At 49.6% G+C, this 26,688-nt stretch carries 19 protein-coding genes; 2 read left to right on the top strand and 17 right to left on the bottom strand.

All coding sequences use genetic code 11. The annotated features are described in order from the left end of the window. The first annotated feature begins 172 nt into the window (after window positions 1-172). The gene (locus ACO6UY_RS21055; protein ID WP_422491129.1) at window positions 173-406 is read left to right on the top strand and encodes a hypothetical protein; all 234 of its coding nucleotides are present in this window, start codon (window positions 173-175) and stop codon (window positions 404-406) included. Window positions 407-423: 17 nt separating this feature from the next. On the opposite strand, the gene ACO6UY_RS21050 is transcribed toward ACO6UY_RS21055, so the two are convergent. From ACO6UY_RS21050 to ACO6UY_RS20985, 14 genes are all read right to left on the bottom strand, one after another. Then, window positions 424-942: a GIY-YIG nuclease family protein gene (locus ACO6UY_RS21050; protein ID WP_422491128.1), complete on the bottom strand. Its 519-nt coding sequence runs from the start codon at window positions 940-942 to the stop codon at window positions 424-426. An 84-nt stretch (window positions 943-1,026) separates the two neighbouring features. After that, window positions 1,027-2,112, bottom strand: coding sequence for an HNH endonuclease (locus tag ACO6UY_RS21045; protein WP_422463139.1), 1,086 nt, complete (start codon window positions 2,110-2,112; stop codon window positions 1,027-1,029). A 5-nt stretch (window positions 2,113-2,117) separates the two neighbouring features. Further along, the gene (locus ACO6UY_RS21040) at window positions 2,118-2,822 is read right to left on the bottom strand and encodes an OmpA/MotB family protein (RefSeq protein WP_422463137.1); all 705 of its coding nucleotides are present in this window, start codon (window positions 2,820-2,822) and stop codon (window positions 2,118-2,120) included. Next, the gene (locus ACO6UY_RS21035) at window positions 2,822-4,333 is read right to left on the bottom strand and encodes a MotA/TolQ/ExbB proton channel family protein (RefSeq protein WP_422463135.1); all 1,512 of its coding nucleotides are present in this window, start codon (window positions 4,331-4,333) and stop codon (window positions 2,822-2,824) included. Before ACO6UY_RS21035 ends, ACO6UY_RS21040 begins: the two co-directional genes overlap by 1 nt. A 77-nt stretch (window positions 4,334-4,410) precedes the next feature. Then, on the bottom strand, window positions 4,411-7,431 hold the full coding sequence (locus ACO6UY_RS21030; protein ID WP_422491127.1) for a type III restriction-modification system endonuclease: 3,021 nt from the start codon (window positions 7,429-7,431) through the stop codon (window positions 4,411-4,413). 14 nt (window positions 7,432-7,445) lie between these two features. Further along, on the bottom strand, window positions 7,446-9,428 hold the full coding sequence (locus tag ACO6UY_RS21025) for a site-specific DNA-methyltransferase (protein ID WP_422463131.1): 1,983 nt from the start codon (window positions 9,426-9,428) through the stop codon (window positions 7,446-7,448). Between the two features lie 26 nt (window positions 9,429-9,454). Further along, a complete protein-coding gene (locus ACO6UY_RS21020) occupies window positions 9,455-10,219 on the bottom strand; it encodes a DUF4391 domain-containing protein (RefSeq protein ID WP_422491125.1) in 765 nt (254 codons plus the stop codon). Continuing rightward, entirely contained in the window at window positions 10,216-13,455 is a 3,240-nt protein-coding gene (locus ACO6UY_RS21015) for a helicase-related protein (RefSeq protein ID WP_422491123.1), read from the bottom strand. The genes ACO6UY_RS21020 and ACO6UY_RS21015 overlap by 4 nt, the downstream gene beginning before the upstream one ends. A 236-nt stretch (window positions 13,456-13,691) precedes the next feature. Beyond that, window positions 13,692-13,940 carry a LexA family protein gene (locus tag ACO6UY_RS21010; RefSeq protein WP_422491122.1) on the bottom strand — a complete coding sequence of 83 codons (249 nt, stop codon included), beginning with the start codon at window positions 13,938-13,940 and terminating at the stop codon, window positions 13,692-13,694. Between the two features lie 16 nt (window positions 13,941-13,956). Next, window positions 13,957-14,304 carry a hypothetical protein gene (locus ACO6UY_RS21005; protein WP_422491120.1) on the bottom strand — a complete coding sequence of 116 codons (348 nt, stop codon included), beginning with the start codon at window positions 14,302-14,304 and terminating at the stop codon, window positions 13,957-13,959. A 201-nt stretch (window positions 14,305-14,505) separates the two neighbouring features. Continuing rightward, window positions 14,506-14,625, bottom strand: coding sequence for a cytochrome bd-I oxidase subunit CydX (gene cydX / locus ACO6UY_RS21000; protein WP_422445412.1), 120 nt, complete (start codon window positions 14,623-14,625; stop codon window positions 14,506-14,508). 15 nt (window positions 14,626-14,640) lie between these two features. After that, window positions 14,641-15,774 (bottom strand): cytochrome d ubiquinol oxidase subunit II, encoded by a 1,134-nt coding sequence (cydB, locus tag ACO6UY_RS20995; RefSeq protein WP_422491119.1) that lies wholly within the window; start codon window positions 15,772-15,774, stop codon window positions 14,641-14,643. 12 nt (window positions 15,775-15,786) lie between these two features. Next, complete coding sequence (locus ACO6UY_RS20990; protein ID WP_422445410.1) at window positions 15,787-17,388, bottom strand: cytochrome ubiquinol oxidase subunit I; 1,602 nt, start codon at window positions 17,386-17,388, stop codon at window positions 15,787-15,789. Window positions 17,389-17,695: 307 nt separating this feature from the next. After that, a complete protein-coding gene (locus ACO6UY_RS20985; protein WP_422491118.1) occupies window positions 17,696-19,087 on the bottom strand; it encodes a hypothetical protein in 1,392 nt (463 codons plus the stop codon). A 265-nt stretch (window positions 19,088-19,352) separates the two neighbouring features. On the opposite strand from ACO6UY_RS20985, the gene ACO6UY_RS20980 reads away from it, so the two are divergent. Next, window positions 19,353-20,786: an SET domain-containing protein-lysine N-methyltransferase gene (locus ACO6UY_RS20980; protein WP_422491116.1), complete on the top strand. Its 1,434-nt coding sequence runs from the start codon at window positions 19,353-19,355 to the stop codon at window positions 20,784-20,786. Between the two features lie 276 nt (window positions 20,787-21,062). Here ACO6UY_RS20980 and ACO6UY_RS20975 read toward each other — a convergent pair whose 3' ends face one another. From ACO6UY_RS20975 to ACO6UY_RS20965, 3 genes are all read right to left on the bottom strand, one after another. Continuing rightward, the gene (locus tag ACO6UY_RS20975) at window positions 21,063-23,297 is read right to left on the bottom strand and encodes a diguanylate cyclase (RefSeq protein WP_422491115.1); all 2,235 of its coding nucleotides are present in this window, start codon (window positions 23,295-23,297) and stop codon (window positions 21,063-21,065) included. Between the two features lie 431 nt (window positions 23,298-23,728). Next, window positions 23,729-26,260 carry a hypothetical protein gene (locus tag ACO6UY_RS20970; RefSeq protein ID WP_422491114.1) on the bottom strand — a complete coding sequence of 844 codons (2,532 nt, stop codon included), beginning with the start codon at window positions 26,258-26,260 and terminating at the stop codon, window positions 23,729-23,731. Beyond that, on the bottom strand, window positions 26,236-26,688 hold a 453-nt coding region (locus ACO6UY_RS20965; protein WP_422491112.1), incomplete at its 5' end, for a hypothetical protein. The genes ACO6UY_RS20970 and ACO6UY_RS20965, both read right to left, overlap by 25 nt.

The raw sequence follows: 26,688 nt of genomic DNA, 5'->3' as shown, positions 1-26,688 counted from the left end.
CTCAGGCTACAAATAAAGGAGGGCAGTGCTTGGGTAAGCGGAGGTGTTCACGCTTACCAGAATTAGCGTTCACGTTTACCAGAATATGCAAAGCCCTCTGTCTGGCGACCAGTATCAGTGCCAGTGGCGTGGGAACCGTTATTCAAAGCATTGAATTGGAGAGGCACTACTAATGGCAACCACAAATATCTGGCAGCAGTTCAAAGCACTCATTCCTGAAGGGATGCGGATCGTGGCCACCATTACCGCCAATAACGGCAATGGCACCAGTCAGGCAGAGCTTCGGAGTGGTTCGGTGATTACAGTTAAGGGGGAGGGTGTTAGTGTCGGGCAGAAGGCATTTATTCAGAACGGGGAGGTAAAGGGAGTTGCGCCCAACCTAGCGCAGTACGAAGTGGAAGTGTAAGACGATCAGATCAAGAATCAAGACCCGACCCCGGTTTTCGCGACCCCGGTTTTCGACCCCGGTTTTCGTAGCTGCAACATGCGCTCAATATAAACATCCATTTCTGCACGATCCGCTTCAGGCAATGAAGAGCCGCTTGCAGCATTATTCATGATAATGGTTCGCTTATTAGTTTGAGCCAACTGAATCAGTTTTCCCTCTATGTAGCGTATATGGGCTTTCGTCAGGTTATCGTCTTTGCTGACAAAGGCAGAGGTATGAATCCAGTAGTCTTTTTCCTCATTTTTGGCATGCTGTTTCAGCCGCTTGGAAACGTCCTCTGCTTCGCCTATGTAAAAAACCGGATCTCCAGACTCAGAATCAGTGCCCGTTAGCAGATAAACCCCTGGGCTGCTCAACTCTGGCCAAGTCAGAAAATCATCAAGATCGCTTCGAGGTCCGGCAATGGCCTTGCCTGTCCAATTGGAAATTTCGGCGGTACGCAGTCCGGTTGGGCTGCCTTTGACAAGGAACAGTTTGATAGTGGCTGGCTGCATATACGAGAATCACGTTCAATAAATATACAAGCCATATCGACCCCATCAACTTGATCATTATTGATTGGCAAGGGTTTTATTTTTTCATAAGAAATCTTCAGGCTGAACAATCTTCCAGCCTGGTATAGCCTGATCAATCTTTTCGATGGTTATGGCTAATTTATTCTCAGGCCAGGCAACATCGGTGATAGCAATAACATCACCACGATTGTTGGTGATTGAGTAGCCAATTTCTGGAGGTTGATACCCTTTCTTTTGTAACTTTCTAAGCACACCATCGAGTGCTGAATCGGCGAGCTGGAGTACCTTGCTCCACTGTTTCTCAATCAAACCTTGTTCCAGTCTAAGCTGGGTAATAATTTGCATGTCACGATGTTTGACATGCATGTGACCATGCTCTTTTCGGTGACAATCAACACAGAGTGCCTGAAGATTTTCAGGGCGATTATTTCCTGGAATGGTGTCGATATGATGGGTATGAAGCAGGCTTTTGTGGCTATTCAGGTTTACATGACAGTTTTCACAGGTATAGCTCCTTGATGCCTTGTAGTTTGCAGAAACAGTTGGCCAATCAGGTGTATAGTCTGCTTTACTGGGGTCGCCTCCAATACCGCTGGGTAAATAAGGAAAGAAGGAACTATAAGTGGAGAAAAACTGTGGTATATCAAAGGAATCCCTTACCGTCCGGCGAATGGCTCTGTCAGAAGCTCCCTGATAATTGAGCTTTTCAAGACAGTACATGCACACATCAAGACTGACATCCCCTTCTTTTGTGATTCGATCAATTTTACTTTTTCCGAAAATACGAAATTCGCCTGATAGATTATTTGTTGCCTTATATTTTTCAAATTGTTTTTGTTTTTTCATTTTTTCAAGATGAGAACAGAAGCCAACATGAAACTTTTTTCGGACTGATTTATCAATTAATGCTTTTTCAATATCTCTGTTCGTATGGTTGGGAATATAAAGTACTACCTGCCGGCCCTCATAAGAGAAAAGACCACCCCTTAATTGCAGTTCTTCCGGGTTAACCTCAATACCCTCACCGCCCAAACGAACATCAATTTCCTTGATAGGTTTGACTTCTTCATCCAGTGAGAAGTCACTGCGACGGGCTCCAATTTGGCTGGCAATATTCCACAAAGCACTAAAGTCAACGTCAAGCTTCATATTGATTATTCCACAAGAATTTTTCTTATTTGTGTTTCAGCGTTCGTAACCACTCTGAAATCAACCCGACGAGATCTAATGGCATCTTCCAATCCATCATCTGTCAATATCGGTCTTGAGGACGAATAACCAACAGCAGCGACATTCATTCTGATCCAATCTCTGCGTTGTTTATTGGCTTCTGTATCATGAATATATTTCAGAACAGAATTTGTCCTTTTTTGGGAAAGATTCATATTATTGAAATATGCATCTTCCGTACTTGAACCCTCCCAGTCAGAGCTGGTATGCCCTTCGATTCTTATTTCTTCAACTACATCACTAAACTGTTCGAGGGTAGAGAGAAATCTCGGAAAGAAATTACTTAAAATAAGCTTGAATGAATCAGTAACTTCGGACTTGCCTGTGTCGAATAAAATATCCGGCGATTTGAACCTGAAAGCCAGAGAATCCCTGTCAATTTCAGCATCCCATTTTGCCAGATCATCCTTAAACTCTGCCATCAGACTTTCATAAATAGCCACCTGGTTGCCCTGGTACGCAATTGCAACATCTTTGATTTTGTTCCGTTCAATAATGGCAGAGCGCATTAGGGCAATGGATATGAACAGGAAAACCATCATCAGCCCGGCCATAAGGTCGGAAACATTCATCCAGTGTTCACTGTCCTGGTGATTGGCCTTGCTGGATTGCCCTATGATTTTCTTCATCAGTAACCGTACCCCTTGTCATTGTCCCGGGGCGGCTTATGAGTGGAAACCATACGGTGATAGTCTTCGGCCATCTTCTGTGTGATGCTGGTCAGTGCTTTACCCATTTCTTGCATTACCCGGTTCAGCTCCTGCTGCAATGACTGGTCAAGTGCCGCAAGCTGTCTGTTAACCCCTTCGCCTGAACGGCTGACAGCCTCGCGGATTTGACCTTCAACAGCACCAAGAGATTTCTTTGACTGGTCCTGGATGGTGGTAAGCACTGCACTAATAGATCGCTCAAGCTCACCCTGAAGATTCTTACTGCTGTGTTCAAGACGCTCCACCATATCTCTGGTGGTTTTATGAACCTGTTCAGATCCATCTTTCAAAGTGGTAGTGATCGAGTCGGCATTACTTGTGAGGCTATCGGCCATACTGGTAATAGAGGCATTGGTCTGGTTGACGGAGGTACTGAATTGGGTCGCACCTTCCAACATAACCTTTTTCATTTCCTGTGCGCCTTGCTGAAGCTGATCTCCTACTCCCTTAACTTGAGACTGAATTTCAGGCACTGCCTTAACTGCCTGGTCTCGCATATTTACAAATGCCTCTAAATGGCGCTGGAGCTCCGCAATTTGATGCTGATTAACTTCCAGAACAGCTTTCAGCTGATCCATAGACGCCGGGATTTCTCCTGTTTTTTCACTGATGGTGGATACGGCATCCCGGGTACTGTCTATTGCTTTGACTCCCTCTGCGTATTGCTGGCTCATTTGGGTCAGCTGTTCCATATATTGCTGTTGCCAATCCACCAGTTTTTTGACCGAAGCATCCAGGGCTTTAAAGTTTTCTCCAAATTGTTCTGTCAGATTTTGATTAAACTCCACAATAACTTGCTTCAGAGCTTCGATAACTTGTTCGGTGGCCGACTTGGAGAGCATATCCGCAAAATTCTCCATTTGAGCCCAAAGCTTCAGAGAAAAAGCTTGATACTCTTCATCACGTTTTTTGGCTGCATCTCGAAGATCGCTGCGAAGATTCTTTAATTGACCATTAACTGAGCCTTCCTCGTTACCGGCCAAGCTTTCTCTCAACTGGGTTAAAAGCTCTGTCTGACCTGATAGCTGTTGGTAAATATCCTTAGGGGTTACATCTTCTTTCTCTTCTCCATCTTCCCTCATCGGGGCAAATTTCCATGCATCCAACGCTTTGAAGAGAATCGAAGCAAACATACCCACCAAACTGGTGATAAAGGCTGTTTTCAGACCATCTAACAGTAATGAAATACTCTCATCAATCTTATCGGGCTGGAAATGCACCAGACCAATGATAATCCCGGTAAAGGTTCCCAGAATACCCAGTGAAGTCATGACGTTGGGTGCATGTTCGAGAAAACGTGAATGTTTTCCACGTCTTGCCTCAAAAATAGCCAGTACAAATACACCCAGAATTAACCAAATAAAAATATCAGTCCAATGCTCTGATGAAGCTTTATAAAACAAACCCTCGAGAAAATTTCCTGGTGACATTGAAATACCTGTATAAAGAGTCGTAATCTGCGTTAATCGGCTGTGTTAGTGCTGCCTTTATTTACTGAATAAGTGGCTTATCCCGCCACCTGATCAACAAAAGACTCAAAATTATTAGCCTTGGCAAAGCTAACATTTTCACCCAATGCCTTAAAGTGTTCCCGCCCACAATCAATCTTCGCTTGCTCAGTTGGCCGCAGGGCATCACTGAACAGTGAGCCTTTAGTTTCCACCACAAAATAAAGATTCTGGCTGCCATTGTTCTCCACAAGCACCGCCCAGTCCGGGTTATAGGTGCCCAGCGGGGTATCAATTTTGAACCAGTCTGGCAGTTTGGCGTAAACCTTCACCTCTTCGCTTTTCTCAAAGGCTTCGGCAAAGTCGTGCTCTACATCGGAATCGTAAATAACATGGTCATACACCGATTTCCCGGATTTGAGCATATTCTTACCCAGATAGCCTTTCAGCTCCTTATCCTGGAACAGCTCCTGACAGTAGAAATGTTCATCACCAATTTTCTGGTATTTGATGCCATCCACAATAGATCGGCGCATCACCAGTTTGATGATATTAGTGGCTTCATCAATGAACTTCTGCGGGTTATTACGAAAGGCATCAAGTCGGTTGCACCGGGTAAGGATGCTGACGATTGAGCGACGGGTCAGGTTAGTGGCGTTTTGCAGATAACTGACGATGTCCGGCAACTTATAGTCTTTGGCATCATAGGTATAGGTTTGAGTTTTGCTCTCCGTTACCTCTAGTCCACTGCGCTTGGTGGCGACGGTGCCTTTGGCGTATTCAAACTTGGTTTTACCGGCCACCAGATCTTTCTCAATGGTTTTGGCACACTCTTCTACCAGGGCATGGTGATCAAAATCCACCCGGTACGTGGTCTGGTATTTAATGCGCTCCCACAACGACTTGAACTCTTCACCCAGGAACACAGCCTTATTCAGTTTTACCGTTTCCCGCTTGCTGCTGTCTTTGATGTTAAGGCCGCCCGCTACTTTCTTCAGTACTGCCTGAATCTGCTCTGATTGGGCCATCACGTCATAAGGCAGGTCAAGGTTGCCCTCCTTCAGCGCCGTTTTAAGATCATCCTGAACTTTGCCTTTCTTGTCGATATAACCGGCATCCAGCAGGTGTTGCCATATCTGTTCTGACTTCTCAGCGCCAAGAAATTCCGGTTTTCCCCCCTGGTGTCTGATCACGATATTGGCAAACAGGTGGTCGTCCACCACGCCAAAGCGAATGCCTTCTTCTTCCTCGATCTCTTTTTGCAGACTGGCGACAAAATCCTCATAGGACTCATTGGCCATCACGGTCAGCGTGTTCACCTCAAAACCATGAACCCGTTCGCCCTGCTGGTTAACGGCAATGCGAAGACCACGACCAATCTCCTGTCGTTTTTTAATCACTGAGGCGGTTTCGTTCAGGGTGCAAATCTGGAACACATTGGGATTATCCCAGCCTTCTTTCAGCGCAGAGTGGGAGAACAGAAACTTCAGTTTGCAGTCCAGGCTCAGCAACCGTTCCTTCTCTTTCATGATCAGATTGTAGGCGCTTTCATCCGCTGCCGTTTTCCCGCCTTCGCCCTTGGCAGAGAGTTTGGAGTCTTTAAACTGTGCTTCACCAGCGCTGTCTTTCTTTTTATCAATGGCGAAGTAACCATTATGAAGCTGGCTCACTAACGCCTCTGGCGAGGTCTCTTCAAACAGGCTGCGATATTTCCCTTTGCGGGCAATATTGACATACTCTTCTTCAAAGATTTTGGCGTACTTGCCTGGCTGGGCAACGCCATCCTGGTAAAAGCGATAATTGGCGACTTTATCGATAAAGAACAGGCTGAGGACCTTAATGCCCATGGGAATCAGCAACAGCTCTTTTTCCAGATGTTCTTCAATGGTCTTGCGGATTTGCAGACGCTTAAACTCATCGTCATCGACACCGCCAATCAGCTCACCTTTGCGGATCTCATCGGGCTTGCTGGTAAAGTCGATGTATTCATCGCCGGTTTTGCAGTAAATATCGTTGATGACATAGCCTTCATAGACATCACGACCGCCAGACAACTCATACAGGTCATCGTTGGCTTTGACGGTTTTAACCACCCGCTTGACCTTGCCGGACTGCATGACATCCATTTCGATCTTTGCCGAGATGCCACTGTTATTGCTTCTGGTGTCGAGCAGTTTGATGTAGGCCTTGTTGTGCCCATCGCGCACATCGATATGGGCCACTTCAATCTGTTTCACCAGCTTCTGCTCGTAAGCATCAATGGAATCCAGCTTGTACAGCAGGTTGTGCTTGTCTTTATGGGTCGCAGAATAGCGGAAGGTACACAGCGGGTTCAGAGAAGCAATCGCTTCTTTGGACTTGGCGGTGGTGTCCACACTCTGAGGTTCATCAATAATCACCACCGGATGGGTCGAACGGATAAACTCGATGGGCTTCATACCACTGAGTTTGTCGTGGGTTCGGTGGATCAGGTTGGCTTTGGTCTCTTTATCCGGATCGGTAAAGCTTTTGCGAAAGGCATCAATATTGATCACCATGATCTGAATATAATCATTGGTGGCAAAGCTGCGAACCTGGTCCGGCTTTTGAGAATCGTAGACAAAGTAATCGTACTGAACGTTGTTGTACTGCTCTTTAAAGTGCTGCTCGGTAATTTGCAGCGACTTGAACACCCCCTCCTTAATGGCCACCGATGGCACCACAATAATAAACTTGGTGAAGCCGTAGCGCTGGTTCAGCTCAAAGGCTGAGCGCAGGTAAACGTAGGTTTTGCCGGTGCCGGTCTCCATCTCCACGGTAAAGTCCATGGAGTTCAGCTTTTTGGATTGTTTGAGGCCCTGATTCAGCTGCACCTGTCGCACGTTATCCAGCAGCTCATCGGGCAGCAGCTCCAATCGGTTACCCACACCCAGATCATCGTATTCCGATCCCTGATAGAGATCAGCCTGATGGGCAGCAGGGGCACTGTAAGCCGGTACGGAAAAGTTAGTCTGGCAGGTTTCCTGGCCTTCAAAGACACTGACCACCGAATCGATGGCCACTTTTTGATAATCCAGATCGGGATCAAATTGAATCTTCATTGTCTATCCCGTCCTTAGATACTTTTCACATCATCAATGCCAAACTGCTTGAGCACCTGAATGGCATTGGTTTTAACGACTGGGTCAGCAAAGCCAGCGTCTTTGAACACCACGCGCATGACTTCCGGTTGCAGTTCTTTCTTGAGGCCTCCAATGGCATTGACGACATCGAGAGTGATTTCATCATCCAGGCAGATCATCAGAGCGCCGTTGCCAATGTTGTGCACGGTTTTACCGGCCAGAATGTGTTCTTCGATGGGCAGGGTGAGGTCGAGGCCGTATTTCAGCAGGATTTCGTAGAGTACATCGTCGGCGGAGCGGTCTTTTTTCAGGCTATCATCCGCTGCGGCAATCATATCTTCCACGTTGTCGAAATCGGCATCCCAGGGTTTTATATTGCTGGAATCGAGTTTGAATGATTTAAAACCTGTATCAACACTGTATTTTGTATCTTGGTTGTTTTGAATATCAACGCCTGCAAGCTTAATCCTTTCTTTGCCAATTTCAGATATTTTTTTAAAACCATGATTAAATGCCAAAGTTTTCTTATTGCAAGGTTCCGGGAGCTGTACCATTATGAATTTTAGATTCTTGTTGATAGTTGAATTGATTTTCATGACAGCATGTGCAGTAGTACATGAACCGGAGAAAAAATCTAATACTAAATCGTTTTCTAATGTTAAATAAGAAATTACTCGATAAAGATCACTAACGCCTTTTGGGTTGTCGAATATTTTATCCCCCATAAGTTCAATGAATTCTTGGGTTATGGTTTGCGCATAACTGTAAAAAACAGAGGGCATGACTTGACCATTGCTCTCAAAAAGATAACTGGCAATTCGAGCCGAAGTTTGGTGATCGTCACCGAATACAACTTTTCCATTGTTATACTCTTCCCAAAATCTTTCAGCTGTAGGGTATACCCATCCTCTACCGGGCACTGGCACTGGCTCATTTGTGATAGGATGAAGAACTTCATATTGTGGTCCACCTCCACCGGGCCAACTGATATTGCCATCATCTCTATATGGACCTCTAGGTCCGACTTTAGAGTACCTCATTAATCTTCTGCGTGGATCAGACAAGGGGATTTCTTTAAACCAGTTTAGCCAGTCTTCTCTAACTTTATCCCAATCAGAATTATGCTTTTTGGTTGATTCTTCAATTATTCTCTTTGCTTGCGCAATGCCAGGTAAAGGTTCTTTCAACTCTGTATTTAAATCTTTGAGGAGTTGTTTGTTTTTTGCAAATATAATCATGTATTCATGACCAACAGAGAAAAACTTAGCATCATTTTTTCTGTTTTTATCCCAGCATAATGTTGCTAGGTGATTCTGCTCTCCAAAAATATCATTTAAGATTTCAAGCATGTTTTTGATTTCAGCATCATCAATGCTTACAGCGATAAAGCCATCTTCTTTTATTAAATTCCTTGCTAGCTTTAACCGAGGGTACATCATACTTAACCAATGAGTATGATAACGTCCTGATGTTTCTGAGTTAGCGGAAAGCTTATGACCTTCTTCCCCAACTTGACCGGTCAGCTCCAAATAATTTTTTATATTGTCTCGATAATTATCCGGATAGATAAAATCCTTCCCCGTATTATAAGGCGGATCAATATAAATCATCTTCACCTTTTTGTGATAGCTCTTTTGCAGCAGCTTCAGCACTTCCAGGTTATCACCTTCAATAAACAGGTTTTGCGTGGTGTCCCAGTCTTTTGATTCTTCTTTGCAGGGGCGAAGGGTGCCGGTAGAGGGTGTTTGCGCCAGACGACGGGCGGCGGCTTTGCCATGCCAGGTGAAGTTATAGCGTTCCTTATCACCATCTATCACCTGATTGCCCACCAGTTCTTTCAGCACATCCACATCAATTTTTGCGCCGCTGGCGTCTTCCGTGATCAATTCTGGAAAGAGCTGTTTCAGTTTGCTGATGTTGTCCTGAACCATATCCAGGCTCAGGCTGCCATGATGGCCCTGGGTGATTTTTTCCATGGAGGGAATCTCTATCCGTTAATGAATTACAGCTGGGTTTTCAGCGTCTGAATCTGTTGATCCAGCCGTTTAATCTGCATATTCAGTTCAACCTTGTGGTTAAACCGGGTTTCCTGTTTCAGTTCGGCTCGCAATAGCGACACCTGTTGCTGGTGGCTGCGTAACTGATCCAGTCGGGTTTGCCGTTCGCTTTCTGTGTCTTTGGTCAGTGTGTAGTGACCGGTCAAATCGGCGCAGTTCAGTGCCACCACCCGGCGTACCAGATCCTGATAGCACTGGTAGAAATTGATAAAGCTGCATCGCGGTAGCGCAAAATCCGCAAGAAACGCCTGCTGATTAAGGGTGAGCCGCGATAAATCCAGCCAGCCGGTATCGAAACTGCGCTCAAGCGTGAGTTTGCTGCTGTCGGCCAGGTTGATCCGTTTGTGGGCAAGGGAGATGGCGATCTGACTTTCCCGGACAAACACAACAATGGTGGGGTAGGGAATCGCCTTCTGGATCAGCTCTGCCAGTTTGGCCGTTTGTTTATCGGTGTTGGTTAGCTTTTTCAGGGTGATTTGCAGCAGCGCTATTTCCAGATATTCCCGCTGTGGGTCTTCGTATCTGGAAATATTGATGGTCTCCGGACTCAGGCTGTAGCGAAGCGCCAGCGTGTCGATCTGCTCATTGATCCGTTTTTGGTCGCTCTTGCTGAAGGCGACGTTACTAAACAGCTGTTTTTTGTAGATGCGCCGTTGCAGTCGGCAGCTATCGGGTATGGCCAGTTGTTGGTAAAAGTCGTTCAGGGTCATGGGGCTGCAGCCTGAGCCGGTTCCCGTATGATCAGAAAACTGACCACTTCAAAATCGTCTATGCCCTGGAAGCGCCCCTGATTCAGTCGCGTACCGCCACGGCTGAACAGGCTGTCGATGCCTTTTTCTTGATGGGTGCCAATAATGCTGCTGATCGCCGTTTCCAGCAGTTGCCGGTAATGCTCCATGTCTTTGCCATATCGGGTTATGGCGTTGAATGAGTCAATGGCTTCCTGGCTGGGCAGGTGATGACCGAGCCCCTGTTTTTTCAGGATATCCAGCATCTTTTTGGTTTGGCTGAACGGGTACTTCACCTCATTGTCGTCGGTGACATAGACCAGATAGTGCGGTGCCAGCGCATAGCCATCGGACGACGATGGTTCTTGAGCAGTGAGTTGCCTTAAGCAGAAGAGCGCACCCGGCTCAATGGTGTGATCACCGGTCTGGCGAATAAACGCAGGATCAATGGCGCTGGCGGCAAATAACCCGGTGTAAGCGGATTCCAGATCGCCCAGATGCTCTTTCATAAAGCCCGACAGATCCATTCGGAAGTCATTCAGTGTCAGGTCAGTAATGGAAACACTGCCGGAAATATCTTCCAGGTCTACAACATTGTCTTGTAATTCCTGCAACTGTTTGCGGCGGTACTCCAGATCGTTCATCTGTTTACCGCTGTCCTGCTCAATGACGTTTTCTTCACCAGTGGCGGATATATCCAGCAGCACCATACGACCACTGACCCGGGCTTCCAGGTTGATGTATTCGTCCAGCTCCATATTGGGCCAGAAGTTGACGAGCTGGATAACGCTATTTTTTGAGCCGAGGCGATCTACCCGGCCAAATCGCTGAATAATGCGGACCGGGTTCCAGTGAATGTCGTAGTTGATCAGGAAGTCGCAGTCTTGCAGGTTCTGACCTTCGGAGATGCAGTCGGTGGCGATCAGAATATCAATCTCATCGCCGGGGCTATCATTCACCTTGATTCGCTCTTTGGAGACGGGCGAGAAGGCCGTTAACAGGTTGTTCAGGTCATTGCTGACACCGGCGAGCGTGCTTTTATTGCTGCCTGCTCCGGTCACCAGTGCCGTATGCAGCCCGAGCTGCTGGCTGACCCACGGCGCAATGTGCTGATACAGGTATTGGGCGGTATCCGCAAAGGCGGTGAAGATAATCACCTTTTTATTGCCCTGGTTCAGAGGCTGCTGACATTTACGCTCAATGATGGCTTGCAGGCGATGCAACTTGGCATCCCGCTTTGCATCGATGGCCTGAGCTTCCGTTAACAGTTGTTGCAGACGGGTGCGGTCTTCTTCCAGGTCCTGGCGCCAGAGGATGTGATCGATATCCTTGATCAGGATTTTGACCTTTTTACCAATGAGGTAAGCGTCAAACTCCGGGGAGTCTACCTCGATATCGTTAATGCTGAGTTCTTCAACCTCATCGCTGGCATGGTTGTCCAGTTTGCTCAGCAGCAAGTCCACGGCACCGAGCAGTTTTTTCAGGGTCAGTGCGAAGGAGTGGATGGAACTTTCCATCCGTTTCAGCAGGTTTACCCGCATCAGGTGAATCAGGCTCTGCTCACGATCCACCATTTTGAACACTGAACCTTCATTGACCTGAACATCGTATTTGCGGTTATATTCTGCCCGTTTTTCCATCCGGACATACTTCAGTGGCGCGTAAGCACTGAGGTTTAAGCGCCGAATGATGCGGTTGATCTCTTTAAGCGGGGGAAACTGGCCGTTTGAGTCGATGTCTTCCTTGATATTGAGTGGCTTCAGGCGTTCCGGGAAGGCTCCGATTTCTGCGATGTCATAGTACTTTTCAATATGCTTGCGGGAGCGGGCAATGGTGAGAAGATCGAGTAGCTTGAAGTAGTCGAAATTCATGCCTTCCAAAAGCGATTCGGTGCTGCGCTGTGCTTCGTCGAGCTTTAGCCATTGATTAAACTGGGTCTGGGCTTTTTTCAGGGTGATTTCTATGCTGCTGATGCCTTGTGCTTCAAAGGCGGTGTCTTGCCCTTCGGTGATGAAGGCGACCTGGTTTTTCAGGTCGTTCATCCGGTTATTGACCGGTGTTGCCGAGAGCATCAGTACTTTGGTTTTTACCCCGGAGCGGATGATGTCATCCATCAGCCGGGAGTAGCGGGTATGACCTTCTTTAGCGGAGCTGCTGTTACGGAAGTTATGGGATTCATCAACCACGATCAGGTCATAGTTGCCCCAGTTGATGGTTTCCAGATTGATCTCACCGGATATGCCGGTGGTGCGGGTCAGGTCCGTGTGGTTGAGTACATCGTAGTTGAACCGGTCTGCCGCCAATAAATTGCGCTTGTCGTTCACTGTGTAAACGGTCCAGTTTTCCCGCAGCTTTTTGGGGGCAAGAACCAGGACCCGGTCGTTACGCAGTTCGTAGTATTTGATAACTGCCAAGGCAGAGAAGGTTTTACCCAGGCCCACACTGTCGGCAATGATGCAGCCGTTATAGCGTTCCAGTTTGTCGATGGCACCAAGCACACCGTCTTTCTGGAATTTGTAGAGTTTGTTCCAGACCAGGGTATCTTTAAAACCGGTTTTGCTTTTGATAATGCTGTCTTCGTCGATCTCTTCCAGGAAATCTTTGAACAGATGATAAAGGGTCAGAAAGTAGATGAACTGGGGCGATTGATCTTGAGTCAGCTGGTTAAGCTGGTCCAATAGAAGTTGTTTGGCGTCGCTGGCTGACGGGCTGTCCCAGATGGCATCAAACCACTCCAGCATACCTTGGGTGGCAGTGCTGTCTGTCAGGCACATATTCATATCAAACTGATCAGACTCACTGTAACCAAGCCCTGTGCTGGTGAAATTTGAACTACCCTGAATGGCGGTATCGTTGTTATCTGCCTGGCTGAGATGGAAGATATTCTGATTGGCCATACAGGTGGAGCGTACTTCTACTTTGCGCTCAATCCATCGGGCACATTCTTTGGCGATTTGCATCTGGTTGAGCTGATTTCTGAGGCGGTATTCACAGCGGTCACCGATTAGCTCAGCAAAGGGGGTATTGTGAGCTGTTTCTGGTTGCAGTGATTTGGATAGCAACAGACGTATTTCTTCTACAGAAGATAATTCTTTCTTTAGCGAGTCAAAACCATAGATGGAGAATAGGCCAGAGAGTACAGACAGCTTTGTTCCTTTGGTCAGGTGTCGGCGTAGCTCTTCGCCCACCTTACCATTCTGTTTGTTGTCCAGAAGCACGGCTACAGTTCCATTTTGTTTTAACTGGGTACGCTACCGCCCGTGGTTTTTACCATTGTCTTTTATTGACGCCGGGGAGCATGGGACCAGATAGCTCAGAGGTAAATTTTGGGAAGATAGTCATTGTACGCATGTAAGGTGTTTGGCGGTAGTCGTGCATTTGCGAAGGGAAAGGGAAAAGCTGTCCACTTTGGGAATGAGCAGGTTCTGAGCTAATTTCGCGACCAACGGTTTATTTAATCAAGAAAGGGCAGTTCTTCAACAGGAATCTCCACCTTCATTGTCCGGGCTTGTCCAGGTACCCTACTAATCAGGCCAAGCTGGTGCAGTTTCACTACCATCTGGTGAACGGTGGGAGGAGTAACCTGAAAATACCGCTGCAAATCCTTTTCCGCTGGTGGCATGCCGTTGATCTTCGTGTAGTAGTAAATAAACGACAGATACTGGCCTTGCAGTGGCGTATAGGTCGGTTTCTTTGAACTCATAGTTAGTGCTTGAACTTCACGACATGGCAAATGGTGGCGTTTGAGTAACAAGGGACTGAACCCGATCCATTCTTTTGCTGATATGGGCTAATAGCAGTGCAGTAAGAATTGTTGCTTCCCTTTCGCCGTATTCAGTATCGCTAGCCACCAGATCAACTATGGCTTTATAGGTGCGCAGTTTGACCGGCTCGTCGCTCTGGCTGAACATGGCGGCGTGGGTGGCGTGCATAATCGCTTTTTCAAATTCTATGCCCAGAATTTTGGTGTAGTTCCTGGCGTGTTTCTCGCATTCCTTGCCTTTCATGGTGCTGATGGCCTGGGCCAGTTTGAGGTCTGGAAGTTTGAGCAGATCGCGGGTTTTCATGGTTTGAAAGCACTTCTTATGCAGTGGTTGAGGCGGGAGTTTATTCGATGGTTGTGGGAAAACCAAGGTGTACCAGATAGATACAAAAAAACGGTACCATTTTCCCCGAATACCATTCACCACAAAACGCAGCAAAGGTACGGTTTGGTACCGTTTTTGAGGCTCAGGTTACAATCAAATTGCAACCTAAAAAAATTTCAATCAGTCTAACTCATTGACTTCATTATCAAAATTGTCCGAATGAAATTCGTACCACATCACATTAATAATCCCAAAGGCGCAAGCCAGCAGTACACCCAGGATCCATGCAAAATACCACATTGTTCGGCTGCCTCTTTAGTAAAGTGAATGACTTTCTTTCTCAATGCGCTCGGCGGTCATGCGACCCCAGAGTTTGTAGAAACACCAGATGGTGTAGCCAAGGATGATGGGAACAAACACCACGGCAACGCCGGTCATGATGGCCAGGGTCATAAAGCTGGAGGTTGCGTCCCAGAGGGTCAGGCTGAAGGATGGGTCGGTACTTGAGGTCAGTACAAACGGGAACAGACTGAAACCTGCGGTCATGATAATGCCGGCCTGTGCCAGGGATGAGCAGGTAAAGTTAAGCCCATCCTGTCTGGTGCCGGAGAAGATCATGACGCCTAGGGTACCCAGGAAGCCAAGTACCGGGGCAATGATCATGATGGGGTATTGGCTGTAGTTATTCAGCCAGGCACCTTGAGCAAGCGTGACGGTTTTTTCCAGCGGGTTGGATGGCGCATTGGTATCCAGAATACTGGTGACCTGGTAACCGTTGATATGGGCAACCCAGAAACCTGCCGCGGCAAATGCCACCATGGTCAGCAGGGCAGAGTAGCGGGCGACCGTTGCTGCACGGTGACGGATGGGTTCGCCAGAACGCATTTTCTGCCAGACAGCGCCCTGCATGGTCAGCATGGCGGCACTGACCACACCGCACAACAGTGAGAATGGGTTGAGCAGGTCGAAGAATGAGCCAGAGAAGCTGGAACGCATAAAGTCGTCCAGCGCAAAGCCAAAGCCGACAAAGATGTTGCCAAAGGCAACACCAAATACCAGGGATGGGACAATACCGCTGACAAACAGTCCCAAGTCCCAGGCGTTGCGCCAGCGTGGGTCAGGCAGTTTTGAGCGGTAGTCGAAAGCCATCGGGCGAATCAACAGGGCAAATAGCACCAGAACCATTGCCCAGTAAAAGCCGGAGAAAGCAGTCGCATAGACGGTTGGCCAGGCGGCAAATAGCGCACCACCGGCCGTGATGAGCCAAACCTGGTTGCCGTCCCAGTGGGGCGCAACGGCATTGATCATGATACGACGTTCAGTGTCGTTTTTGCTCATGAATGGCAGAAGGTTGGCTGTGCCAAGATCGTAGCCGTCCATAATGGCAAAACCGATAAACAGGACGCCGATCAGTACCCACCAGATAAATCGGAGAATTTCATAATCCATCGTCATCGCTCCTTATGCTTTTCCGTGGAGGGGACTGTCAGAAACCACAGCATCGGTTAGGGCCTGCTGTTGTTCGAAGTGGTAACGGCCGGTGTGCAGGCTGCTTGGACCCAGTCTGGCGTACTTCACCAGCAGCCAGACTTCAATGACGGCAAAGATGCCGTAGAAAAGCGTGAAGCCGGCGATGCTCAGGTAGAGGTCGGTGACTGTCCGGGTGGATGCCGACAGATAGGTGGGCAGAATGCCTGAGATCGACCATGGCTGACGGCCGAATTCTGCCACAAACCAGCCCATTTCACTGGCAATCCAGGGAAGGGGCAGCGACCAGAGGCAGAGTTTCAGGAAGAAGCGACTTTTGTATTCATTGCGACGGGCGGTTTTGACAAATGCCGTCACCAGGAGCAGCAGCATCAGGACGCCACAGCCAACCATGATGCGGAAGGCAAAGAACAGAGGCCATACGGTTGGAATAGCATCTTCTGCCGCTTGACGGATCATGGCATCGGTGGCCGCAGGAATGTTGTCGGTGTAGCGGGTCAGCAACAGGCCGTAGCCGAGGTCATCCACCACTTCCAGGAAGGCTGCCCGGTTTTCCGGTGTATCCTGGCCGCTTTTCAGTTTTTGCAGCAGGTCGTAGGCCTCCATGCCACTCTGGATACGGACTATCTTGTTTTCAATCAGGTCTTTGATGCCCGTGACTTCTTCATCCAGTGAGCGGGTGGCAATAATGCCCATCAGGTAAGGAATTCTGATGGCGTAATCGGTTTGCATGGTTTCCTGGTCAGGAATACCGATCACGGTGAAGCTGGCCGGTGCCGGGTGGGTGTCCCATTCTGCTTCAATGGCAGCCAGTTTTACTTCCTGAACATCGCCCAGCTCATAGCCGGATTCGTCACCCAGAAGAATAACGGACAGAATAGCCGCCAGACCAAATCCTGAAGCCACGGCGAAAGAGCGGCGGGCAAAGCCGATATCACGATGGTTCAGCAGGTAGTAGGCAGAAATGGACAGGACGAAAATAGCGCCAGTGGTATAACCCGCCGCTACCGTATGGATAAACTTCACCTGTGCCACCGGGTTGAATACCAGGTCGGCAAAGCTGGTCATCTCCATGCGCATGGTTTCAAAGTTGAACTCGGCACCCACCGGGTTCTGCATCCAGGCGTTGGCAATCAGAATCCAGAGTGCCGACAGGTTGGTGCCTATGGCCATCAACCAGGTACAGGCCAGGTGCTGCACTTTACTCAGGCGATCCCAACCGAAGAAGAACATGCCTACGAAAGTGGATTCCAGGAAGAAGGCCATCAGGGCTTCAATGGCGAGTGGTGCGCCGAAAATATCGCCAACATAGTGGGAATAGTAGGACCAGTTAGTACCAAACTGGAACTCCATGGTCAGGCCGGTGGCGACGCCCACGGCAAAGTTGATACCAAAGAGTTTGCCCCAGAATCTGGTCATATCCTTGTAGATCTGTTTACCCGTCATCACATAGACGGATTCCATAATGGCAAGGATAAAGGTCATGCCAATAGTCAGTGGAACAAACAAAAAATGATATAGCGCAGTAATGGCAAATTGAAAGCGCGAGAGATCTATGACTTCTTCCAGAATCATACGACTCCTCCATAGATAAAATTGGAGTAACGCCCAGCTACCTGCATCATAGAACGTAAATGTGGCTTCAGCCAGCGGCTCCCAACAGGGTAACAGGAATCGGAGGGCGTTCCGGATCCGGCGGCCTTGTATGAAAAGACACGGTCGGTGAAATCATTTAGCCTTTGATAGCGGGTCTGGGCAATAAGTAATCAACGAGAGATAGTATCTTATGTAAGAAAATAGGTGTATTTCGGTATGCCGCATACTGTTTGACTTATTGTCCTGTTCAGGTAGCTACGGTCGGCTGGTAGCTTTGGATCACCGTTTATGCCATGCCTTTCAGGCCCAGGCGGGTGATGGTCTTTTTGGCATTGTACAGATCAATTTGCCAGGTATCTTTTGGCCCCGGAACTTCCATGGCTGAGACATTGTCCAGAGAGTAGGAAGCACTCAATGGTGTCTCATAACGGGCAATAAACTGAAGCCTTTCCAGGCTGGCATTATAGGTTTTAACCAGAAAGTTGATGGTCTGGTCACTGAGTGGCACCCGGTAATAACGGATCAGGTTTTGCGCCAGTTTCTCCGCGCTGGTGGCGAGGTTCTTGGCCACGGCACCGGCCATCGCTTCTCCCCAGGCGGCTTTGGTCCGGGCGCTCATGCCCGGTTCAATATTGGCCAGACTGGTGGCATTGGCACTTTCGATGGCCCTTTGGATTTGTGGATCAAGGAAAATGGTTTGTTCCGAGATGGTGAGACTGTGCTTCAGGTTTTCATTATTTTGATATTTACTGGAGAGTATCTGCCAGTTCTTCAGGGCACGCTTTAATTGCAGGCTGTCCCGTCCCTGTTTCAGGTAGGCAATTTCCCGGCCGCAGATCAGCTCAAAACAGAGGGTGAGTATCTCCTCCACGTCGTGCAGGGTCATCAGGTTTTCATTGCCTTCCTCGATGGCGGAAAGAATCCGCTCAATAAAGAGGGGTTCCCGTTTCTGTCCATCATGGGGGCGGGCAACCATGCCGTTCAGGCGCTTTTTCAGGGCCTCAGCGGTTCGTGGGTGGTTCTCATTGAGGGCGAGCCAGGCGCTGTCTGCTTCTTCTTTGGCCTCATGGATGATGTCTTGCATCCGGTTATAAAGTCCGGCGCGGCGGAATATTTCAATGCGCTCTGCCTGTTTTGCCAGTTGCTGGTTACCGGTCAGGTCTTCTATTGCGGCAGCAACCCACTCGGGGCCGAGATCAAGCTTGCGCAACAGGATACCTGCTGAGTGTATACGACGTTGTTTTTCTGTCATATTCACCTGGCCAAGGTCACGAACCTGGTAGATCAGCTCGGAAATCTGGTCGATCAGGTTCAGAAGGTTTATCCGGTCTCTTATCTGTTGCCGACCGTGGGTCATGTTATGAAACAGGCGGTAGCCCATACCCAGTGCCACCGCGATAACCGAGTAGCCGAGGAAATAAAAAGCCCGTTCGACCGGCATCATTTCGCCATAGGCAAAATAGTAGCCAAAGTAGGCGGCCATCAGGGTGACCGGGCCGGCCGTCCATGCGTACTGCAGAATGATGACACTCCAGGGCTCCTGTTGCGGGGCTCTGGCCACTTTTTCAAGCCAGCGAAGGTCACGGCCTTCCAGTTTAAGGTCAACGTTGTCCAGCTCTTTTTTCTGTGGCTCCTGGTTATCGGGAGCATTGTTATGAAGGCCGGTTGCATTCGACATGTTGGCGTTAACCTGCGGCGGGGAGGGCTGTTTTACGAGGTATTCTAATCAGCCTCAACCGTAAATCCCTATATGTAAATCTACGATAGTGGCAGGTGCCTGTTCCTGAAAAAACGTTGGGCTGTGTCTGTTTAAATGGATCAGATGTCAGGGAAGGGTATTCGTTACTTTAATGAGCAAAGGGCTTTGCCGTGAGTTGAACTTTTGGGCATACACTTTGTCAGAGATTTTCAGAATGCTGTTGCAAGTTTAAAGTAGGGAACTTATGGAACCCAATGCCCTGTTACCGGCAAAAATGGCTGGAAGTCGTCCCCCTGATCCGGATGATGAGCAATGTGGATCCACCAGTGGCGAGCAAAGTCAGGGCGTGGCCTTTGCCCGTGATGTTGTTGCTGTCCGCAGTGATGAGCCGAGTCTCAGCCACTCAGGTTCTGATAGCGATGCTGCAATCTCTTCCGGAAATATATTTAAATCAAAGATAACTCCATTAACTGACGATTCAACCACCGCATCTGTAGCTTCGAGAGTGGCAACATCAGAAGATGTCTCTACCCCTGCCAACCGCGCCGGGCATGACAGTGATGATGCAACAGCCCTGGAGCAGCTGGCAGAAGATATACGTGCACTGCCAGACACCAGCATATTCAATCGGGAAATAAAAGAAACAATGCTTCTGTCGCTACCGAACAAACCTTCACGCCATTCAGCACACCAGGCCTTCGCCACTGGCAGCAATAGGCCGGGCATGGCCAATAGAGCGTTGGGGAGCCGGGCTATTTCAGACTCAGAACTTCCTCCCGGGCATACTTACCAGCCTTATTTTTGGATGTCGCGCCTGGCCAGAAGTCAGTTGCTGCCGGACTTTCAATTGCATCAAGCTTTGCAATCCCGCCTGGTGAACCAGTTGATCATGTCTGAGCAAGAGGCCCGGCAAGACTTTCAGGCGCGATTTGAATACCGTTTTGTTGATTATGGCTTTAGCTGCTCTGATGCATCGGGTGCAGAGCCAGAAAATAATTACGGGGTATTTGCCCGCGCACCCGTTAAGGGGGGGGAGTTGCTCGGGGTCTATTCCGGTATTGGCTATGTGCTCAACAAAAGGGAGTGGGCCAGGCATAACCACAATTGGAAACCTGAGCATGTGCATCAGAAAGTGACCACTGAAATGCCGGATTTCATGAGTTACTACCGGACCCTGATGGCAGGTCTCAGAGGTAAGGATCAAACGCAGCGAACGCTCTCGAAATACACAATGGCAGGGCTTTCTTCAGATTCTACGAACACGGTTGTCTTTTTGCCGGATAACGAGCGTTATACACCGATGCATTTCCTGAATGCGGCCAACAGGGCCAAAGATAACAATGTCAGCATGTCGTTTGTTTCAGTGAATACCCGTTCTGGTAATCTTACCCTCCCTATCTATTTTGCCTTAAGGGATATCGCTGTCGGGGAGGAGTTATTGGTTAATTGCCGTTCACTTTCGCCGGACGAATGGGAACAATCAGGCTTGATGATGACAGCCGCCCGGGAAAGAGCAAAATACGAGAAAAATCTGCTGAGCCAGCTTGGCTTTATCAAGACACTTAATAATGAGGTACCGGGTAAGCAGGCAATATCGCCGTTTGTTGCCGCACCCGCTTATTATGCCTCGGAAGCACTTCGCAAAAGCTACAGGCAGACAAATAAACAGCAACACTAGTACATGGTTTCAATGAGTTTGACGTGTACGATCTCCGTTCACCCTGAGCGTCCTTCGGCTCCGCTCAGGATGCACGGACGAAGGGTGCTTGGCACGATCTATCAGAGCCCGGAGTTTCCGCCTTTAGGCCCTATGGGTCCTTCGATGCTTCGTCAAGCTCAGCACTCAGGGCGAACGGAGTGCGGAGGCACGACAACCCGTCAAACTCATTGAAACCATGTACCAGGGCTTTTGGATACGTTGAGGTGGTAACCTTGTTCTCTCTTTTTGAGTGGCTTATGTGGCTGGCAAACGAACATCGTTCAGGCTTGCGCTGATTGATGTCCGGTTTTTACCTGTCTGTTTTGCCTGGTACATTGCCGTATCCGCCTCCTCAAGCAGTCTGTCCAGGGAGTTCACATCTTTGGACAGGGCAGCAATACCGATGCTCACGGTTGTGGGCTGAATGTTCTCCCATTGATTGTTTTTTGCATGTTCACTGGCAATGGCTCTTCGCATTCGTTCAGCCACATGAAATGCCTGCCAGGGCTCTGTATCGGGCAATAATGCCACAAACTCTTCTCCGCCGTAACGCCCCAGTAAGTCTTGATGCCGGAGAGACTTGCGGCATATAACAGCTGTCGTTTTAAGTATCCGGTCTCCGGCATTGTGGCCCAGCAGATCATTCAGTTGTTTAAAGTTATCAATGTCCATAAACAGGGCACAGCAGGGGCGGATGGGGTCAGAATCAAGAGTAGCCTGAATGATATTCTCTGTTTCCTGGCAGAAGGCACGCCGGTTCAGCAAGCCGGTCATTGGGTCAAGGTTGGCCTGCTGCTGCCAGAAGAGTGACTGTCGATTTGCTTGAAAGAGGGTACACGCATGGTTGCTGATATCGCTGGCGGTTTGCCAGGTGGTGGCATTTCGATGATATCTGGAGGGTGCCAGTACCATAAGTACTTTATTACCGGCATCTATATTCAGGGGGAATAGCCAGTAGATGGTGCCAAACCGGTCTTTAAAGTTGATTTTTGTTTCGATGCCCGAAGCGATGACGCTGAGCAAGTCCTCTTCGATGTCTGGCAGCTGCCTGGCTAAATTTTCAGCGGCTTTTGAGTAATCAGTGGTTTCCCCGGGGTTGAAGTGCCATTCATCCTGCTGGTGGCGAAACACCATGGCAGGAACGCCGGGTAATACGTCGTCGAAGGTGGCCAATACTTTCTGGATCAGCTCATTGTCGGAAAGTGGTGAGTCCGGGGTTTGCAGGTGCTCACGCAGTGCTGACTCAAAGATACGCCGTTTGCTGCTGGCAGGGGCGATGGCATTAATCGACATGGCGTGGTTCAGGTTCTGCTGGTGCCCGTACCAGTAAAACAGAGGCAGGAGGGCTGCATGAACACAGAGAAGTAGAAGTTCAGGGTAGGGCGTCAAGCTTCCTGATTCTGCGTTGGGATACCATAACCATGAGAGTAAAATGAGCATGGTCAGTGCTGAAGGAAAGGCCACTTTTGCCGGACGAATGCCATTATAGAGACAGTAAGCGGTAGCCAGCACCACCAGGGTAAAACTGGCCAGAAGTGAATAGGCGGCAAGTTTCAGGGTTGCCTCTGATGCATTGCTGGCAGAGGTGATTCCATAAACCACGAGCGCCATGGCAACGATGTTCAGTGCACCAATCAATCGATTCGTTTTGGGGGTGTAGACCGGCAGCAGTGCCAGGGTTCGATAGCTGGCAATACCGGTGACCAGCACCACCGCAGTTATCAGAATAAGCCAGTGGCCCGGCTCCCCCGGCCATGAAACAACACGAAAAATGTCGCCTTCCCACATCAGAATCATCAGGTTGGTAGCAAGCAGATGGCTGATCAGTAGATACAAGGCCGGGGTTCGATTCCTGAGGGTCAGGGTAAAGATGAAAATCAAGGCGACGATCAGCAGCGTCTGAATCGAGCTGATGACGGTTTGTTGCTCACTCAGCAGTTCATAGTAGTTCAGAGATGGCCATAACTCAGGATTGAGCTGATTGAGTGCTACCGGATCATGACGCAGATACCAGGTTTTGGTTTCCCCGGGCTTGAGTGTCAGCTTCATGGTGTTGGGTGCCATGCCTGAGGGTGAACCATCGATGCCCATTTTTGTCAGTTGATACCCGTTGTTGACCGGGATAAAAACATCCAGCTTTTTATGGGGAACCTGGTGGAACACCATCAGCCAGTCATGGGGGGAGTAGGGCGACAGTTCAATATCCAGGCGATACCAGTTCAGGGGGCTGTCTGGGAGTGAGCTTTGAAAAATGTCAGATGGTGGATTAACCGGCACGAGTGGCAGGTTGGTTATGGCATCGTCACCGCTGAGGTAAATGGGTTGGGCGACTAATGAACCGGAAAACGAAAGCCATAACAGTAAAAAAAGCAGGCGAAGATCCCTGGCAGGTTGACAATTGACCTGGCACTTAGGATTTTTTCCGGGTATGAGTAAATGTTGCAGTAATAACAACAATGTCGTCTTCCCTAACGAGGAAACCAGTTCCAAATCGATGGCCTGTTCATTTATTAATGTTGCAATTGAGCTTTCTCCGTCCCGGAGAAATATTTCAAGATATTCTTACACAGTCGTGGGAGTTCTGTGAAGTGTTCAGGTTGGCTTCATGGTGGCTTTCCTGCAAAAGTAGCTAAGGAATTGTCTTTTAATAAGTTCCCGATTACCGTTCACCCTGAGCTTGTCGAAGGGTCGTGCCACCGAACTTCGACAAGCTCAGTCCGAACGGGATCAGGCAATGAAAATAGGGAAGTTATTGCCAGACAACTCCTAACCCCTGAAATCATATACTTCTGGCTCCTTGTGCCGACACTCGCCTTCGTTACAACTCCGGTCGCTACGGCTATGCTCCCTCCGTTGTGCCTCGCACAGTACCAGCACAAGAAGCCAGAAATATTCGATTCCATCTGACCAGCTACTCCAGCTCAGTTAGTCTGTACCGAACTCATTTCATGGGCTGGTTCCTGCGCAGGAACACTCTGCCTGTTCATTCGTTCTCTGATTCCCTGAATACCCTGTGATACTGAGTTGACCGCAGCGCTTGCCAGTTCTTTACCACGGGTAAGTGGTTTCATCGCCAGCTCCTGACCACGCAACCCCTCCTGGTAACCGGTAATCCATTGATAGGTTGAATAGCCGGCAATCCCCAATCCGCCCGCTGCCAGAAGGGAACCTGTGGTAATTCCCATCGCAGCGGCTGTTGACGCTGTAGCGGCATTACTGCCGTCCAACGCAGGGGTGTCGGCAACCCCTCCTCCATCACCAACACTCCTCCGCCCGACGCGGTGGGGTGCATCCCAACCCTTGCTTTCGAACCTGCTGTTCACCACCGTGGTGTTGGCAACCGTTCCTCCATCGTAAACCACTCCCGCCCCGATGCCGGCGTGTGCATAGTTACCCGAGGTTTCGACCGTGCTGTCCACCGCAGTGGTGTTGGCAACCGTTCCTCCATCGTAAACCACTCCCCCCCCGATGCCGGCGTGTGCAAATTTACCCGAGGTTTTGACCGTGCTGTCCACCGCCGTGGTGTTGGCAACCGTTCCTCCATCTAAAACCACTCCCCCCCCGATGCCGACGTATGCAAGTTTACCCGAGGTTTCCACCGTGCTGTTCATCGCCGTGGTGTTGGCAACCGTTCCTCCATCGTAAACCACTCCCCCCCCAATGGCAGCTTTGGCATGGTCTTCCGAGGTTACGACCGTGCTGTTCACCGCCTTGGTGTTGGCAACCGTTGCTCCATGGTTAACCACCCCGCCCCCGATGCCGGCGTGTGCATTCATACGCGAGGTTTCGACCCTGCTGTTCAACGCTGTGGTGTCGGTAACCGTTCCTCCAACGCCAGCCCACCTCCTGATGTCGTCGTTAGTATTGACACCCGAGGATCTGGCAAGCTTTTTCCCGGCGCCAACCCACCCACCCCCGATGCCGGCGTGTGAATTTATACCCCTGGTTTTGACCGTGCTGTCCATCGCCGTGGTGTTGGTAACCGTTCCTCCATCTAAAACCACCCCCCCTCCGATGCCGGCGTAGGCAAGTTTATGCTTGGTTTCGACCGTGCTGTCCACCGCCGTGGTGTTGGCAACCGATCCTCCAGTGCCAATCCACCCACCCCCGATGCCAGCGTTTGCATAGTGATGCGAGGTTTTGACCCTGCTGTTAACTACCGTGGTGTTGGCAACCGTTGCTCCATCGTTAACCACCCCTCCCCCGATGCCGGCGTGTGCAGCATAACCCCTGGTTTTGACCGTGCTGTTCACCGCCGTGGTGTTGGCAACCATTGCTCCATCTTTAACCCACCCACCCCCGATGCCGGCGTATGAACTGCCACCAAAGGATTGGACTTTGCTGTTCACCGCCGTGGTGTTGGCAACCGTTCCTCCAGCGCCAACGATCCCCCCCCCGATGCCGGCGTCTGCATAATTACTCAAGGTGGCAATTTGAACATCTTCGGCCCGGATATTACGGACTTGGCCATTCACAGTACAAGCCACCACACCTGCCGGCTCATAGGAATTTATACGGGCACCGGTAAAGCGAAGGTTACTGATGCTGCCTTCCAGAGTGTCAACAAAACAGCCAGACAGGCCGCTGATGGTATGATCCTTCCCATCGTACTGCCCGGTGAAGTGATCCCATTCATCACCAATGGATTGATGGAATTGAGAGGCATCAATATCCGCCGTCTGTTGATAGGTACCGTTCAGTGGATAGGCGGGATGTCGGCCAATCTTGCCCAGGGTTTCTGTATCATTAATCTTTATGGGTGTTGATGCTGTAGCGGCTGTTGACGCTGTGGCGGCTGCTGCCGCAGCTGTTGACGCTGTAGTGGGTGTTGATGCTGTAGCGTCTGTTGACACTGTGGCGGCCGCCACCGCAGCTGTTGACTCTTTAGCGGCAGTTGACACTGTAGCTGCAACCGTAGCGGCTGTTGATGCTGAAACGGCTGTTGATGCTGTAGTGGGTGTTGACTCTTTAGCGGCTGTTGACGCTGTAGTGGCTGTTGATGCTATAACGCCTGTTGACACTGTGGCGGCCGCCGTCCCAGCTGTTGACTCTTGAGCGGCAGTTGACACTGTAGCGGCATTTACCGGGCAAGCATTACTGTTCGAAAAATCCAGCGCATCCAGAAATTCAGTTTTCGGAGAGCAATTGGCTGTTAACACACGTAGGTCTGCTTTTTGGCAAAGAAGCTGATCATTGGAGATAGATCCAAAATTCTCTTTATTGCCATTGACATAGCTGTTCACCGCCTTGGTGTTGGTATCCATTTCTTCCATAACCCAGCCACCCTCGATGCCGGCGTATTCATTACTACCCGTGGTTGTGACATGGCTGTTCACCGCCGTGATGTTGGCAACCGTTCCTCCAGGGTAAACCACCCCCACCCCGATGCCGGCGTATGCATTACTATCCGTGGTTTTGACATGGCTGTTCACCGCCGTGGTGTTGGCAACCATTCCTGCAACCCCCCCCCCCCGATGCCGGCGAGTCCCCATTCACCCGCGGTTGTGACATGGCTGTTCACCGCCGTGGTGTTGGCAACCGTTCCTTCACGGTAAACCGACCCTCCCCCGATGCCGGCGTATGCATTACTATCCGTGGTTTTGACATGGCTGTTCACCGCCGTGGTGTTGGCAACCGTTCCTCCATCTAAAACCGCCCCCCCCCCGATGCCGGCGTATGAACCATAACCCGAGGTTGTGACATTGCTGTTTACCGCCGCGGTGTTGGCAACCGTTCCGACACCGAAAACCCTCCCCCCCCCGATGCCGGCGTTTGCACGCCAACCCACGGTTTCGACCGTGCTGTTCACCGCCGTGGTTTTGTCAACCCCGATGCCGGCGTTTGCATCAGTACTCGAGGTTTCGACCGTGCTGTTCACCGC

Source organism: Endozoicomonas sp. ALE010 (genome assembly GCF_049310165.1).
Classification (GTDB): domain Bacteria; phylum Pseudomonadota; class Gammaproteobacteria; order Pseudomonadales; family Endozoicomonadaceae; genus Endozoicomonas.
Note: the sequence above shows the minus strand (reverse complement) of the source record. Positions and strands in the feature narration are given on the sequence as shown.

Coding starts and splice junctions, on each gene's coding strand:
- ACO6UY_RS21035 (WP_422463135.1), bottom strand. CDS start 4,333: ATGTCACCAGGAAATTTTCTCGAGGGTTTGTTTTATAAAGCTTCATCA.
- ACO6UY_RS21020 (WP_422491125.1), bottom strand. CDS start 10,219: ATGACCCTGAACGACTTTTACCAACAACTGGCCATACCCGATAGCTGC.
- ACO6UY_RS21040 (WP_422463137.1), bottom strand. CDS start 2,822: ATGAAGAAAATCATAGGGCAATCCAGCAAGGCCAATCACCAGGACAGT.
- cydB (WP_422491119.1), bottom strand. CDS start 15,774: ATGGATTATGAAATTCTCCGATTTATCTGGTGGGTACTGATCGGCGTC.
- ACO6UY_RS21050 (WP_422491128.1), bottom strand. CDS start 942: ATGCAGCCAGCCACTATCAAACTGTTCCTTGTCAAAGGCAGCCCAACC.
- ACO6UY_RS20985 (WP_422491118.1), bottom strand. CDS start 19,087: ATGTCGAATGCAACCGGCCTTCATAACAATGCTCCCGATAACCAGGAG.
- ACO6UY_RS21010 (WP_422491122.1), bottom strand. CDS start 13,940: ATGAGTTCAAAGAAACCGACCTATACGCCACTGCAAGGCCAGTATCTG.
- ACO6UY_RS20990 (WP_422445410.1), bottom strand. CDS start 17,388: ATGATTCTGGAAGAAGTCATAGATCTCTCGCGCTTTCAATTTGCCATT.
- ACO6UY_RS21005 (WP_422491120.1), bottom strand. CDS start 14,304: ATGAAAACCCGCGATCTGCTCAAACTTCCAGACCTCAAACTGGCCCAG.
- ACO6UY_RS21030 (WP_422491127.1), bottom strand. CDS start 7,431: ATGAAGATTCAATTTGATCCCGATCTGGATTATCAAAAAGTGGCCATC.
- ACO6UY_RS20970 (WP_422491114.1), bottom strand. CDS start 26,260: ATGGTTGCCAACACCACGGCGGTGAACAGCCATGTCAAAACCACGGAT.
- ACO6UY_RS21025 (WP_422463131.1), bottom strand. CDS start 9,428: ATGGAAAAAATCACCCAGGGCCATCATGGCAGCCTGAGCCTGGATATG.
- ACO6UY_RS21045 (WP_422463139.1), bottom strand. CDS start 2,112: ATGAAGCTTGACGTTGACTTTAGTGCTTTGTGGAATATTGCCAGCCAA.
- cydX (WP_422445412.1), bottom strand. CDS start 14,625: ATGTGGTATTTTGCATGGATCCTGGGTGTACTGCTGGCTTGCGCCTTT.
- ACO6UY_RS21055 (WP_422491129.1), top strand. CDS start 173: ATGGCAACCACAAATATCTGGCAGCAGTTCAAAGCACTCATTCCTGAA.
- ACO6UY_RS20980 (WP_422491116.1), top strand. CDS start 19,353: ATGGAACCCAATGCCCTGTTACCGGCAAAAATGGCTGGAAGTCGTCCC.